At 70.3% G+C, this 13515-nt stretch carries 10 protein-coding genes and 1 pseudogene; 5 read left to right on the top strand and 6 right to left on the bottom strand.

All coding sequences use genetic code 11. The features are described from left to right. Positions 1–367: 367 nt before the first annotated feature. Positions 368–697: a hypothetical protein gene (locus ACWGKU_RS37290; RefSeq protein WP_331768519.1), complete on the top strand. Its 330-nt coding sequence runs from the start codon at positions 368–370 to the stop codon at positions 695–697. 690 nt (positions 698–1387) lie between these two features. Here ACWGKU_RS37290 and ACWGKU_RS37295 read toward each other — a convergent pair. After that, positions 1388–2284, bottom strand: a complete 897-nt coding sequence (locus tag ACWGKU_RS37295) for a tyrosine-type recombinase/integrase (protein ID WP_452180730.1) — start codon at positions 2282–2284, stop codon at positions 1388–1390. Positions 2285–2426: 142 nt separating this feature from the next. Between ACWGKU_RS37295 and ACWGKU_RS37300 the strand changes: the two are divergent. Further along, a pseudogene (locus tag ACWGKU_RS37300) lies at positions 2427–2570 on the top strand (ATP-binding protein); the annotation flags it as partial. A gap of 30 nt (positions 2571–2600) precedes the next feature. On the opposite strand, the gene ACWGKU_RS37305 reads toward ACWGKU_RS37300, so the two are convergent. The 5 genes from ACWGKU_RS37305 to ACWGKU_RS37325 form a co-directional block, all read right to left on the bottom strand. Beyond that, entirely contained in the window at positions 2601–2864 is a 264-nt protein-coding gene (locus ACWGKU_RS37305) for a hypothetical protein (protein ID WP_401048759.1), read from the bottom strand. Positions 2865–3244: 380 nt separating this feature from the next. Continuing rightward, positions 3245–3907 carry an HhH-GPD-type base excision DNA repair protein gene (locus ACWGKU_RS37310; RefSeq protein WP_452180731.1) on the bottom strand — a complete coding sequence of 221 codons (663 nt, stop codon included), beginning with the start codon at positions 3905–3907 and terminating at the stop codon, positions 3245–3247. Positions 3908–4268: 361 nt separating this feature from the next. Continuing rightward, entirely contained in the window at positions 4269–4439 is a 171-nt protein-coding gene (locus tag ACWGKU_RS37315) for a sigma factor-like helix-turn-helix DNA-binding protein (RefSeq protein ID WP_452180732.1), read from the bottom strand. A gap of 211 nt (positions 4440–4650) precedes the next feature. After that, positions 4651–5367, bottom strand: a complete 717-nt coding sequence (locus ACWGKU_RS37320; protein WP_331768524.1) for a hypothetical protein — start codon at positions 5365–5367, stop codon at positions 4651–4653. Then, entirely contained in the window at positions 5364–6614 is a 1251-nt protein-coding gene (locus ACWGKU_RS37325) for a chymotrypsin family serine protease (protein WP_331768525.1), read from the bottom strand. The genes ACWGKU_RS37320 and ACWGKU_RS37325 overlap by 4 nt, the downstream gene beginning before the upstream one ends. Positions 6615–7654: 1040 nt before the next feature. On the opposite strand from ACWGKU_RS37325, the gene ACWGKU_RS37330 reads away from it, so the two are divergent. The 3 genes from ACWGKU_RS37330 (at position 7655) to ACWGKU_RS37340 (ending at position 12712) form a co-directional block, all read left to right on the top strand. After that, complete coding sequence (locus ACWGKU_RS37330; protein ID WP_401053199.1) at positions 7655–8029, top strand: hypothetical protein; 375 nt, start codon at positions 7655–7657, stop codon at positions 8027–8029. A gap of 487 nt (positions 8030–8516) precedes the next feature. After that, a complete protein-coding gene (locus ACWGKU_RS37335) occupies positions 8517–11417 on the top strand; it encodes a DEAD/DEAH box helicase (RefSeq protein ID WP_421813755.1) in 2901 nt (966 codons plus the stop codon). Beyond that, the gene (locus ACWGKU_RS37340) at positions 11414–12712 is read left to right on the top strand and encodes an SWIM zinc finger family protein (protein ID WP_331768527.1); all 1299 of its coding nucleotides are present in this window, start codon (positions 11414–11416) and stop codon (positions 12710–12712) included. The genes ACWGKU_RS37335 and ACWGKU_RS37340 overlap by 4 nt, the downstream gene beginning before the upstream one ends. The last annotated feature ends 803 nt before the right edge of the window (positions 12713–13515 follow it).

The following is a 13515-nucleotide window of genomic DNA, read 5'->3' on the forward strand; positions in this document are numbered from 1 at the left end:
ACCGCTACCGCGCCGGAGTCGTCCTGGCCTCCCTAATCCTCTGGCTCCGCGAACCAACCAGATGATCATTTGTCAGACACGCCTTAGCCCGGGGCAGCGCATGGAAAGCACCGTGGCTCGTCTCCCGAACTGGTCGTCCGCCTGTGCGCCACGGCGTATCGTGAACGTCGCGGCTACTGTGAGGAGTTCGCCCTCGACAGCCCGTGAGCCCGGCCGTCGTTCACCGAGAGGAAGCCCTGTGCACGTCACGCTCGCCGAACTCGACTCCGTACGTGATTTCGGTATCGGTTGCCTGGTCGAGCAGTCCGGGGCCCTGCGCTTCCTCCAGGCTGCCGCAGACACGGCCGTGACCCGCTGAGGACCCACCATGTACCTCGATCGCCGACAGCTCGACGCCGTCACGCAGTTCATCCTGCACCGTCTGGCCGAGGAATGCCCCACCGAGCCGCCCAAGGACTCTGCGGATGCACTGGGCGTGGCCGTTATGACGGCCAAGAAACAGGTTGACCGGTTCGTGGAGCTACCGGTCACGGCGACCCGGGTACAGATCATGGACGCCGGTGTCGCGGCAGGGGCAGCATGGAGCATCCTGACGGCGGCCGCGCGCATCTGGTGCGACCACGCCCTGTACCCGGAGTCGGCGGACAAGGGCTGGACCGACCTCCTGCTTGAAGCCGGCCCAGGGGTGTCAATGTGAGAGTTGGGCTGTCGGCACATTGCGGCGTGCCCACTGCGAACCAGCGGGCAATCCCGTCCGCCGCAGCATCGACTGCAGGGAGGCCAGCCGCTGCGGTCGGCTCTGGCGGGTTGCTCGTTCGGCCTGGCTCCGCCGCTCCCACGGGTACGTGAATGCGGCGCTGGAGGTCCTGTTTCGGACTGTCGCCGATCTGCTCGAGCAAGTGAAAGAAACAGCTGTCGCTCAGTGGGGTACCCGGTTGTCGCAGGAGAAGCTGAGCCGGTGGGTGGCGGCCAGGGATGCCGGCGTCGACCCGGTCAGCAGGTGGGCGGACATGATCGAGTTTCGGCACCACGAACTGCCCGCCGAACGAGCTGTGTAGGGGCTCGTCCGTGGCGTAGCTCGTCGGCCGGACAAAGCCTGCGTCCTCGCGCTCAGGGGCCGCAACGCGCACTTTCCACACCACCGAATCCGGCACGATTGCAACGCTCTCCCCGATGGCCTCGTGGATGTGCTGCTGTGGCCCGAACGGAGGCGCTCAGCCACTGGTCCGGTCCGGTTTCGATCGCCACGAACCGCATGGCCCAGCCCTCCCTGGCCTGGCTGATGGTGGACGGCTCCGGGCTGCCGGTCACGCCGGTGAGCGAATTCCTGCGCGAGCTCGTGGCCTGTGGGAACACGGCGGCTTCCTGTCGCTCCTACGCTTACGACCTACTGCGCTGGCTCCGCTTCCTGGCCGCGGTGGAGGTACCGTGGAACCGCGCCCAGCGCACCGAAGTACGGATATCGGAGCCGGTTGCGAATCGTCCCGCGATGCAGCGGCCCACCGGACTCGTCGGCGAACAGCACGGGCGAGTCGGGGAACTTGCCCCGCACGTCCTCAAGGAACCATCGAAGCACCAGGTCCAGGCCGTCCAGCATCGGCACCCAGCGCGGGCGGGGACCGGAGGTGCGGGCGCCCTTGCCGAAGCGGACGTGGAGCTTGCCGAACGGGCCGCGGGTGAAGTGCAGGTCCGGCTTCTCCAGCAGGGAGGCCTCCTCGGAACGGAGCCCTGCGTGATACAGGGTCCGGAACAACGCATAGTCCCGGGCGGCGGGTCCGTACTTCCTGGCGGTCGCGATCCGCTGCTTCATGAAGTCGAAGAACTCGTTCACCCGCTCCGGGGTCGGTGGCGGCAGCAGAGCCGGAGAGTCGTCGCCGACATGCCGGGAGGCGTTGAACTCGTAAACAGGGCGGATCAGTCGGACCCCGAACGCGGCCTCGATCTCGGCGGCCTTCCGGGCCTGCAGGAACCGGTGAAACCCCTTGAAGATCTGCACATACTCGCGGCGGGTCGATGTCGCCCGGCCCTTCACCGCGAGGTCACCGATGACGCGGTCGATGTCCTCCGGGGTCACCTCCCACGCCGGCCGCCCCAACGCGACGAGCGTCCGCTCCAGCAGGCCGATGTCGTTGTCGATCGTCACCGGGCTGAACCTGCGGGCCCGCCACGAGGCGACGAACGCCTCCACACACGCGGCCTGGAACTGCCACGGGTCCCTGACCAGCGGTCCCTGCGGAACGCCACCGCCCGCGATGACCTGCAATCTCGCCTCGGCCACCGGCACACCTTCCTCGCACCTGAACGGTCAAGGCAGCACCTTGAAAACCTGGGCACTGCCGCGACAACCAACGAGGACCGCAGGAGGAGGAAACGGCCAGGTCGCAGCCGCAACTCGTGTGAGGGAACAAGTGCCAGCCCCAGATGAATGGACCAAGACCTTCACCGACCCCCGCCTCTGCGCGGCCATCGTCGACCGCCTCACCTTCAACGGCACCATCATCGAGACCGGCACCGACTCCTACCGCCTCGCAAGCACCCGCGCCCGCGCCGAACAGCAAGCCGTCGGCTGACATCGCACGCCACGGATTCGTGGAACGTCCTCAGCGTTCCCGGATTCTCGACCACCACCAGCCGCCCACCGTCCACTCATCGACGGGACCCGGGTTCGGCAGCGTGCGGCGCTCGAACTCGTCGTCGATGCGATCCACCAGCCGGCCCAGGTCCCGCCGGGCACCACAAGGGAGGTGGAGCATGACCTCTTCCAGGTCATCGCGGGCATACTCGACCTCCAAGCCAGGCTGCCAGACATGGGACGCACTGAGATAGCGGCCCGGCTGCTTGAACATCCACTCGAAGCGGTCCAATGCGTCAGCGACAGCGTTGGGCCATAGCCGCTCGTCTTCGAGACGGCGGATCGCTGCACGGGTCCGCGCGGAGACCCCTCGGACCCGACGCACTGCAACATTCCTGCGCGGCCGCCACCGTTCAGCACGGACGGCCTTCGGACGCCTACGCGGCATCGACCTTTCGGATCAGCACGGCGTCATGCTGACACAGCCCAGCCTGCTTCCGCACGCGTGACCACCACGCACCCGCCACGCCAGTGCTTCTACTTCTCACCAACATTCGTCGGCTCCGCAGCCAACGAGTGATGCTGAAACCCACCGACAAGTGCTCCCGCCTATGACCTACGCAGCCAGCGCCGCCTACACGTCCGTGCATGTCATTGCCGCCGAGGCAGGTTTCAAGTAGCCCGGTGACCGAGGCGTGAAGCGGTCCTGTGTGCCTGCTCGGAGCGTTCCTCAGCTCTGAGGGAGGCAGCTCGTCGCGCTTGCGCGGTTCTGGCACTGCGACGTTCCTCCGCGCGGGCAGCGTGGACCTTCGCCAGGGAGTGAGGGTCCGTGACGTCGGCGACAGATCGATGAACGCCAGCTTCGCCGTAGGGGCCAGCCGCCTCGCGCCATCCGTCCGGGCGGATCCCGTACTGCTTGCCCAGGAGCGCCACGAAGATCTGTGTCTTCTGACGGCCGAAGCCGGGCAGAGCATGAAGGCGGCTGTAGAGCTCCTTCCCGGTTCCTGCGCCCTCCCAGACTGCGGCCGCCCGGCCGTCGTGCAGGGCGACGAGGTGGTGGCACAGCTCCTGGACACGTCGGGCCATGAGGGCCGGAAACTCGTGAACGGCAGGTCTGACCTTGAAGATCGTGGCCAACTGCCGGGGATCGTACTGGGCGAGCCGGTGCACATCGAGGCCCTCGCCGAGGCGCCGGGCGATGACCACAGGGGCAGCGTAGGCGAGTTCCGATGGAACATGGCGGTCCAGAACAGCACCGATGAGCAGGGCGAGTGGGTTGCGGCCGAGCAGGGCGTCTGCCTCGGCCTGCTGTGTGATGCACACCGCGATGTCCACTGACAACACCCTCCTCGACTGGTGATCAGATTGTCACCCAGTGTGGCTGACACTGCACTGCGGGCAGGGCACCACACGCCTGATCACTGCAATCAGAGCTACACGAAGAACGGCGACTGCCCCGGCGAAGTCTTGCTCTTCGCCCAGGCCGGCTACCTGTCCTGGCTAAAGGTCTGCTCCTGGAGCGACGACACCGAGGTAGCACTGGCCCTGACCCGGAATGCTGTGCCGCTGACGCCTGCGTTGCCGGCAGCGAACTCGGGTGGGGCTTCAGCGCGCAGCGCCGTGGGCTGATCTGCCTGCGGTCGGACTTCACTGGGACGCACTCTGCCGGGGCTGGAGGCGTGTGACTGCCGGGTGGCTAGTGGCGGCGGGCGGCGCGTACGGAGCGCAGGTGCATGTGGACGGCCGCGGCGTCGGTTCCGATGAGTTCGGCGACCTCGGCCTCGGGCAGGTCGAGGACGAGGTGCAGGACGAGGACGTCCTGCTCGGGCTCGCTCAGGTGGGCGACGGGTGGGAGCGGGCCTGCCATCGAACGGACCTGGCGGCGGACCGCCTGCCAGGCGCAGGCGGCGGGGCGGGGCGCGGCCAGGACGGTGGGCCAGCTCCCGCGCCACCGCGCCGTCCACCGACGTGGGCGCCGCGCCACCATCCGCGGCGTTCGCCGGGCTGGCGGCAGATGTCGCTGCCCCCGGACCGACCGGGGCCACATCTCCGGGGCAAGGAAGTGCCCGGGCCAGGGACTACAGGGCCTTGTTAACCGCGACGCCGTTGACGAACACCGTGACGTTCTGCGGCGCCCGGCGCAGAACCTGCAGTACATCGGGGGGCAGCGCCCCGGACCACGTGACGGAGACGGCCTGGTGCTCCTCGTCAACGATGACGGACGGGGCCGGAGCGGTCTGCTGGTGCTCGCGGGCGAGCTGCCGGACGAAATCGCCGAAGGACTCTGAGGCAGGCGGGTCGGGCAGGTTGAGCCGTTGGTGGGTGTTGTGGACGACGATCTGGCCGGGGAACGCCCCGTCGAATTCCTGCTGGGCCCTGGCCTGGTCGCCGATGACGCCCGCGCGCACCCGGTGGTCGGGCATCTGGTCGACCATGTAGACGGTAAAGCCGCCGCCCTGCGTGGTGCGGGCGTAGCGGTCGGCGTCGGGGTGTACGCGGTTGCCCTGTTCGACACCCGGGTCGAGGTGGCAGGTGTGGAGGGTGACGTGGCGTCCGGTGGCATTCTGGAGTTCGCGGCGGGCGCGCGGCTGATCACCGATGACGTCCGCCTCCAGGCCCTCGTCGGTGATGCCAATGTTGCAGACGTGGTAGGTGTTGCCGCCCATGCGGGAGGCCAGGGCGAGTGCCTCGTCGTCGCCGGGGCGGGTGGCGGCGGCAACGAGCACGGTGATGGTGACGCCGAGGCCGGCAGCGACCGCGGTGGCGGTGATCAGGGTCCTGGTAGTGCGCCTCATGCGAGTGAGATCCCGAATTTCTGGGTGATGGCGCCGATCGGCACGTAGGAAACGCCCGAGTAGCAGGTCGGCTTCCAGCCGGCGACGGTGTCGGTGCCCCACCGGCAAGCGACGGCGTCGCCCGCGGAGCCGACGATGAGCCCTTTGGCACCCCAGGCATCGTCGACGGGATCCCCGAGGACGGGGCCTCCGCTGTCACCGTTGGCCGAGACGATGGTGTGGTCGTCGGTGCGCATGGCGGTGTCGACGAGCGTGACCCGATTACCGCCGATCATGCGCACCTGGTCGACCTCGGTCACCTGCAACCCACAATGCTGTCCCGACATGGCCCCGTCCGTACAGACCCGCTCCCCAACGTTGTTGGTCTTCCCGCCATAGATGTGCGTGGTCGCCCCGCCGTCGTTCCACGCGCCGATGTAGGCGCGCGAGCCGGGCTTGTCCCTGAGCTCGATGACCAGGCTGTCGAGATCCTTGGCACTGTCGCGGGCCCAGCCGACGAGTGTGCCGGTGCCACTGGCGTAGCTGCCGTCGGCGCCGCAGTGCCACGCGGTGAGGATGACCGGCCGCGCACCCTGCCAGCCGGAAAAGCCGGTCGAGCAGAACTTGCTGCTGCCCGTCTCGCCCACCGGTGCGCTCATCTCGGCGCCCGCGTACCAGGGCGAGCCACCACTGTGCCGCGTAGCGGTGGGAACGCTCGGCGTCTCCTGGCCGGCCTGCACGGGCAGGCCGGCCAAAGTGGAGGCGTCGACGGCGTACTGCCCGGCAGAGCGGTCGCCGTGGCGCGAGAGCTGCCCGGCGAAACGGACAGTGATCCCGGAACCTGTCTCGTCCGGGCCTACGCTGCTCCAATAGCCCGGCATCGCCTCGGTCGCCCGGATGAACCGGTCGACCGCGGCCTTCATCTCGGCGCGGGAGTAGGAGGCCGGGCGGACGTCGACGCTTACCTCGCGGGGCGCGGAGACAATCGTCTCCCGCACCTGGGAGGGCAGCGGGCCCTTCCAGTACAGGTGAAGGGTCGTGGTCTCCGGATCGACCACCATGCCGGCGTAGCCGGGGTCGTCGGCCGTACGGCTGTCCAGGTAGTCGTGGACGCGGTCGCTGACGGCGTGGATCCTCGCCTGGTTCGCCCACAGCACGCTGGTCGAATCCGCTGCGCGTCCCCGGTCCTGCGCGGCCGCGCTGGCGGATCCGCTCATGGCCATGGCCAGGACGAACGACACGGTCGCATGGCCGGTCGTGCTGGTCACGCCCACCACCATCACCCCTGGATAGCTAACCGTATCCGGCCGACCACCCGTTGTGCACGGCGTGCACCGAACACGCCTTGGCTGCTCCGCTCTCGGCTCCAGGCCCGGTCCGGGCCCTGAGCCATGGCGCACTGCTATGTCCGGCCGTGTCAACCTGACGAGCCGTCTCGCCACCGCGTACAACGACGTTCAGCTGGCGCGGACACGGCGCGGCGCCGCCGTGCAGCGGCCCAGGTCGGGCAGGGGCGGACGCGCTCCCGCCGCCCTCTCCGGGTGACGGCCTGGGGGGGGTGACGGCAGGACCATCCGCCCGGGACCGCAGTGGTCCCGGGCCCGCGTCCCCGAGGGGCCTTGGCCCGCCCTCTGCTCCGACGGTTCGGTCTGCCAGGGCAGAACGAGCGGTGCCCATGCAGTGCCGCACTATGCTGGGAGGGTCAGGTCGCCGCGTGCGATGGCCTTGCACGGGACGGCCGTGAACTGCGAGGGCACGAGCTTCAGCGGCCCGACGGCGTCTTCGACGAGCGGAGTCCCTTCAACGCAGTGCTGACCGCGGCCGGCACGCTGGAACCGGCCGGCGAAGCGGTACCCGTTGCCGGAGTGCAACGACGGGTGGGGATGAATATTGCAACGGTGAGCGGCGTCCGGGACTTGTCGGTGCCAGCCGATAGGTTCCCGAACATGATCCCCATGGACACCAGGACCGACCACGCGCATGTGATCTCGCTGGCCGGCACGGCAAGGCGTACAGGCGAGGCGCGCACCCTCGGCGGCGCTGCCCCCGTACGGGTCGTCCCCCTGTGGCAGGCGCCCTGCGCGCATGCTGCCCAAGGCTCTGCGAAGCACTGAGGCACATGTCCGGCACCGGAGCCGCAGGCCCGCGGTTGCCGACTGCGGAGGCGACCGGAAGGCCCGCCACAGGGAGTTCGACCCCACGATGCCGGCCGGTTTCTCCGGTGGCCTGATCACCACCGCTCAGGGAGGCAGGTGCTGGATACTGGGCGCCCGACCACGCGGTGAGCGAAAATTCCCAGGAGTGCGCGTTGAGTAGTCCCCTGCCCGATGTCTTCACCGTGACGGATCCGTCGGACATCGCCGATCTGGAGCGCTGGCTCGGGCAGTACGGATGGCGCGTCAACGGTTCACCGGCCAAGGCGTGGCCGGATGTGGTGTACATCGAGCCCGACCTCGGCCCGGAGCCGGTGCTCATCGACGGCTTCTACCTGCAGGCAGGCCAGAGCATCGCGTGGGACGGCCGCGACGTGGTGCGCCGCACTGCGTCGCTGCCGCCGTCGGTACGGCCGCTGGTCGAATGGGTGTCGGAACTGTGGGATGCCGATCGTGCATTGCCGGCGCTCACCGACGCCGACCTCGATCGGCTGCTCGACAGCGGGAACGGCGACGACGCACACCGGTGAGCTCCGGGCCCGGTGTGCCGCCCGGTCGGGCGGTCACACCGTGGTGCGGTGAGTGCGCGGCCGGCCTGAGTCGAGGCCGCGAGGGATGGGGTCGCTCCATGAATTTTGGGGGCGGGCTTTGCCGGTTGACGCGTCGACGCAGTCGACTGGGGGCATCGGCAACAGCATGGAGGCACGGTTCGGTTCGGTGCGTTGCTGGCAGCGAGTGTTCTCGCCAAGGTTCCTTTCGCCGAGCTCGGAACAGGGATCACGCCGACCGAGCTGACGTTCCAGACTCGGCCACGGCGGTAGCCGCCCAGCGACCCGGGGCCGAACCGGCCGACGCGGGGCACCCGGGCAGCCGGTCCGGGCGTCGGTTCGCTTGGCGTGTCGGTCGGCGCATCCCCGGTAGGAGTGGATTGCTCCTGTTCCCCGGCGGACGGGGTGAAGAGGCGGGTAGGGTCGCGCCGCGCGGGTCTGTTCCGCCCGCGCCGGAACGGAGGGTGCGGTGCCGGATTCGCCGATCAGCAGGACCGTGGGCAGCGCCGAGAGGGAGTACGGTCCATCGGCGCTGACTTCGGACCGGGTGCGGGAGCTGGCGTTGTGCGCCGCGGTGTTCGTCCCCGCGGATCCACCACGCACCGGCACGGTGGTGTTCTGGCGGCCGGTCGGCGGCGCTGTGCCCGGGGCGAGCGAGAAGGTCACGGTGGTGCGCCCACACGGTGCCCAGGTGCGCCGCCGGGAGGTACCGGCCGTCCGGCTCCCGGTCGGTCAGGCCCTGGACGTCCTCATCGAGGCGCGCCGGACGTCGGATGGCGACCCGTCAGGGGCTTTCTGGGGCACCGCCGTGGTACTGGCGCTACAGCTGATCGCGCGGGGCCGACTGCTGCCCGGGGTCAGCCCGGCGGGGTTCGACGCATGGCGGATCGGCCCCTACGAGCCTGACGACCTGGTGGCGGTGCGCGGGCTGGCAGCCGCGATGCCGCCGAACGCGCGGGCCGTGCCGCTCGCGGACCGGGACGGGGCCGAACTGCCGCAGGCCGAGCCGTTGGTGCGGGCCTTCGCGGACGCGGTCTCCGATGTCCTCGCCCGTACGCCGGCCGGTCCGATGGCCGCCGGCGGGCCGATGTGGACGGCCGTGCAGCCGCAACCGGTGCCCGAGGAGTACCGGCGGTGGGCGGCCGATGCCGCAGTGGGCCTGGACTGTGGGGTGCGGGTGTCCGTGCGGATCGAGCTGCCCGGCGTCGAGACGGGCGACTGGGCCGCCGACGGGTCCGGTGGCGGACGGGATGCGGGCGGGTGCAGGGCGGTGGTCCAGTTGCACCAGCTCTCCGACGGGATGGTCACCGACGCTCGGGACGTGTGGTCTGGCCGCTCGGGGGCCGGCGCCTCGTTCGGCCCGCAGGCACGGGCGCAGGCGCTGCTGGGACTGCGGCGGGCGGCCCGGGCGTGGGCGCCGATGGGCCGGCTGCTGGACGCGGCCGCGCCGATCGGGCTCGACCTGTCGGACGCCGAGGTCGCCGATCTGCTGGGCAGGGCGTCGGCCGCGCTGGCCGAGGCGGGCGTTCAGGTGCACTGGCCCAAGGAGTTGGCGAAGCGGTTGCTGGCCCGCGGCGTCGTCGAGCCGGCGCAGAAGGCCGCCTCGGACCTACCGTCGCTGCTGTCGGCCGAGGCGGTGCTGTCGTTCCGCTGGCAGATCGCCCTGGCGGGCCGGGAGTTGGAGCCGGCCGAACTCGACCGGCTCGCCGAGGCGACCCGTCCCCTGGTGCGTCTTCGGGACCAGTGGGTGCTGATAGACCCGGCCGTCCTCGCCCGGGCCCGCGACCGGGTCCCGGTCCCGCTCACACCCGTGGAGGCGCTGGGCAGCGTGCTGGCCGGCCGCGCCGACATCGGCGGAGAGGAGGTGGAGGTGACGGCGCTCGGATGGCTCGCCGAACTGAAGGAGCGTCTGGCCGACCCGGCAGCCGCAGCCCGCCGAAGCCCCGTCCCGCCACCGGCCGCCTTGAACGCGACCTTGCGCCACTACCAGGTTGCGGGCCTGACGTGGCTGGACCAGATGACGTCCCTGGGGTTGGCCTGCTGCCTGGCCGACGACATGGGGTTGGGCAAGACGCTGCAGATCATCGCCCTGCACCTGCATCGCGGGCGCAGCGAGCCGACGCTGGTGGTGTGCCCGACGTCGCTGCTAGGGAACTGGCAGCGCGAGATCGAGAGGTTCGCGCCCGGGACCCCGGTGGTGCGCTTCCATGGCGGGCGGCGCGCGCTGACCGGCGCCAGGTCGGGTTTCGTCCTGACGACTTACGCCACCATGCGGCTGCGGGCGGCCGAGCTCGCAGCGTGTGCCTTCGGGCTGATCGTGGTGGACGAGGCGCAGCACGTGAAGAACGCGGCGTCATCCACGGCGAAGGCCCTGCGCACTCTTCGCGCGCCCGCGCGGATCACGTTGACCGGTACCCCGGTGGAGAATCAGCTCGCCGATCTGTGGGCGCTGCTGGACTTCACCACGCCCGGGCTGCTGGGGTCGCTGAAGGAGTTCCGGGACCGGTACGCGCGCGGCGCGGAGAGCGGGAAGGACCCCGCAGCCGCGGGCCGCCTGGCGGCGCTGATCGCCCCGTTCGTGCTGCGCCGACGCAAGTCGGATCCCGGGATCGCCCCGGAGCTCCCCGCGAAGACGGTCTCCGACCATCCGGTGGCGTTGTCGAAGGAGCAGGTGGCCCTGTACGAAGCGGTCGTGCGCGAGACGATGGCCGCGATCGTGGCCAGTGACGGCATCGCGCGGCGGGGCCTGGTCCTCAAGCTCCTCACCGGCCTCAAGCAGATCTGCAACCATCCCGCTCAGTTCCTCGGTGAGGCCGGAACGGGTGAGCGGGCGGGCCGCTCGGGAAAGCTGGAACTCCTCGACGAGCTCTTGGACGCGATCCTCGCCGAGGAACGCTGCGCGCTGGTCTTCACCCAGTACGTCGGCATGGGACGGCTCATCGAGAGCCATCTGACCGCCCGGGGCGTACCGGTGCAGTTCCTGCACGGCTCCGTCCCTGTCAAGCGGCGGGACCGGATGGTGGAGGACTTTCAGTCCGGACGGGCCTCGGTTTTCCTGCTGTCGCTGAAGGCGGCCGGCTCCGGCCTGAACCTGACCCGCGCCTCCCATGTGATCCACTTCGACCGGTGGTGGAACCCGGCCGTCGAGGAGCAGGCCAGCGACCGCGCCTACCGCATCGGTCAGACGGAGAAGGTCCAGGTGCACCGGCTCATCGCCGAGGGCACCATCGAAGATCGAATCTCCGAACTTCTTGCCTCCAAACAGGCTTTGGCCGACGCTGTGCTCGGCACCGACGGGGAAGGAGCGTTCACCGAACTCAGCGACGCCGAACTCGCCGATTTCGTCCGCCTCAGGAGGATCCCCCGATGAAGTCCTCACCGGCCCGTTCGCCCGGTCGTGACGGCGACCGCCGTCTGGTCTTCCCGCCGCTTCCCACCGCCCGGCTCGGCCGCTCCTTCGCCGAGACCTGGTGGGGCAACGCCTGGGTGCAGGCCCTGGAAGGCCCCACCCGGTCCGCGACCGGACGCCTCGCCCGGGGGCGCACCTACGCGCGGGCCGGCAACGTCGGCGAGATCACCATCACCCCGGGCCTGGCAACCGCCCGCGTCCAGGGCAGCCGGCCCACCCCCTACCGCACCTCGATGAGCATTCCCCCGCTCACCCCCACAGCCTGGGACGCGCTCCTGGACACGGTCGCCGGCCGGGCCGGGCACATCGCCGCCCTGCTGGAGAGCGACATGCCCCCCACCCTCGCCGACGACGCAGTCCGAGCCGGCGCGCATCTGCTGCCGACACCACGTGAGCCCACCCCCACCTGTTCCTGCCCGGACTGGGGCGACCCGTGCAAGCACGCCGCCGCGCTCTACTACCAGGTCGCCCGGCTCCTCGACCGCGACCCGTTCGTCCTGCTCCTCCTGCGCGGCCGCGGCCAGAACGAGATCATGGCCGACCTGCACCGCCGCAACGCCGGCCACAGCACCGCCACCTCCAGCCCGCCGCCGGCGGGCGTGCCCGCCCGGGACGTATTCGCCGCCGCCCGCACCGGCCTTCCGCCGCTGCCCCCACCCGCTTTCCCCGTCGACCAGCCCGGCCAGGTCGCCCGCCTGTACCACGCCGCCGACTCGGTCCCCGGCCTCGACCCGGCCGCCCTGGAGTTCCTGGCCGCCGACACCGCCGCCCGCGCCACCCACCTGCTGCAGCAGGCACTGCAACAGGACACGCAACAGACCCTGCACGTCCCAACAACCCTCCCCGTCGCCAACGACCTGATCCGCCTGGCCGCAGCCCGACCGCCGGACGGGATCGTCACGCGCCTGGTCTTCGGCGGCCGACGCACCCCCCAGTCCCTGTCCCGCGCGGCCCGAGCCTGGGAATACGGCGGCCCAATGGCCCTAGCCGTCCTCGACGAACCCTGGCACGCGGATCCACGCCGCCTGGACACGGCCCGCGAGGAGATCCGCAACGCCTGGAACACCCAGGAGGCACCCAGGATCGGCGTGAAGGACAACTGGATCACCATCCCGAAACACGACGCCCAGCTGCGCCTCGGCACCTGCGGGCGCCTCTGGTACCCCTACCGTCGCGATCACGGCACCTGGTCGCCGGCCGGGTACCCGCACCACGACCCCGCAACAGCCATGGGCGAGCTCCTCTCGAGACCGTAACCGTGCCGACGGCCGCGGCAGGAGGGCACCGGATGGTGACGCTGGAACGGCACGCGGACCGCCCGGGTGCCGGTGAAGGACCCCAGGGTGTCCTTGAGGCAGCGCAGGCGGACGATCCCGGTGCCGGGGTCCTGGTGATGATCCTGCCGGTGTACGAGATCGTCGAGGAGCCTCTCGTGCTTGTCGTGGTTCCTGCGGAGCAGGTCCAGGGCACCCGGGGAGCTGACGTTGTGCTGCCTGGACCGGCCGTCCCCGCATCGACGGCCACGTGGTGTCACCTGTCGAGAGCCGGTGGTGTCGTCCTGGCCTGTGCGGTTGCGGGAGCTCGGGTGGGTGATCCTTCGCCAGGGCCGCTCGTATGTACGTCAGCGCCCAGGACCTGCACCGGGAACTGGACAAGGGGCGCAGGTGTCCTTGACCTGAGCGTCGTCGTGGCCACGCAGGGACGGTGTGGTGAGTTCGAGTCTCTGACTGACCATCAGACCAGCCAGGTCGGGGCCGGCGTCAGTGGCTGACCGTCCAGCTCGTGGCAGTTCTCCTCATCCCACCACAGCTCGCCCTGCGCGGTGAGGTAGGGGTGCAGTCCGCGGACACCTCCGCCCTCGTGAAGCGCTCGCGCGACGGCATGAAGGAGATCCGCCAGGCCGGTCCAGGAGTCTGCGCGAGGTCGCGCTGGGCATCGAATCCGGCTCCGCCCGGGTCCTGGAGGCGGTGGACAAGCGGATCACCCCCGCCATGACCCTCACCGTCGCCCGCCGGCTGCTGGAGAAGGGCATCGGCGTGAAGGGGTACTTCATCCTCGG

The sequence above is a fragment of the Kitasatospora sp. NPDC054768 genome (genome assembly GCF_053612025.1).